Origin of the sequence: Grimontia marina (assembly GCF_900060185.1) — a bacterium.
Lineage (GTDB): Bacteria > Pseudomonadota > Gammaproteobacteria > Enterobacterales > Vibrionaceae > Enterovibrio > Enterovibrio marinus.
This window is the reverse complement of sequence record NZ_FIZY01000268.1, coordinates 1-562: the sequence shown is the minus strand read 5'-3', so window position 1 is coordinate 562 and position 562 is coordinate 1. Positions and strand designations below refer to the sequence as shown.

The following is a 562-nucleotide window of genomic DNA, read 5'->3' as shown; positions in this document are numbered from 1 at the left end:
TGCATCAAGAAGACAGGGTACGAATTAAATTCGAATAGTCTTCTTTAATGTCGTGGCTCTCTTCGCGTAACTGCTGGATTTTACGGCAAGCATGCAGCACTGTCGTATGATCTCGGCCACCAAACGCATCACCAATTTCAGGCAAGCTGTGGTTAGTCAGCTCTTTAGCCAGTGCCATCGCCAACTGGCGTGGACGGGCAACCGAGCGAGAACGACGTTTAGAAAGCAAATCCGCCACTTTAATTTTGTAGTATTCCGCCACGGTCTTTTGAATGTTATCAATGGTGACCAATTTTTCTTGCAAAGCTAATAAGTCACGCAGCGCTTCACGCACAAAATCGATGGTGATCGGACGGCCGGTAAAGTTAGCGTTGGCGATAACACGATTTAGTGCACCTTCCAATTCACGCACGTTGGAACGTAAGCGTTTGGCAATAAAAAAGGCAACTTCATCGGCAAGATGAATTTGGTGATCTTCTGCCTTCTTCATTAAAATCGCGACACGCGTTTCAAGCTCTGGTGGCTCAATCGCAACCGTCAAACCCCAACCAAAACGAGATTT

Annotated in this window: 1 protein-coding gene; it reads right to left on the bottom strand. The window is 46.6% G+C overall.

Going from position 1 to position 562, the window contains the following annotated elements:
• Positions 1–4 precede the first annotated feature (4 nt).
• Positions 5–562: chromosomal replication initiator protein DnaA (locus GMA8713_RS26355; RefSeq protein ID WP_198159617.1), on the bottom strand; the 558-nt coding region annotated here is incomplete at its 5' end.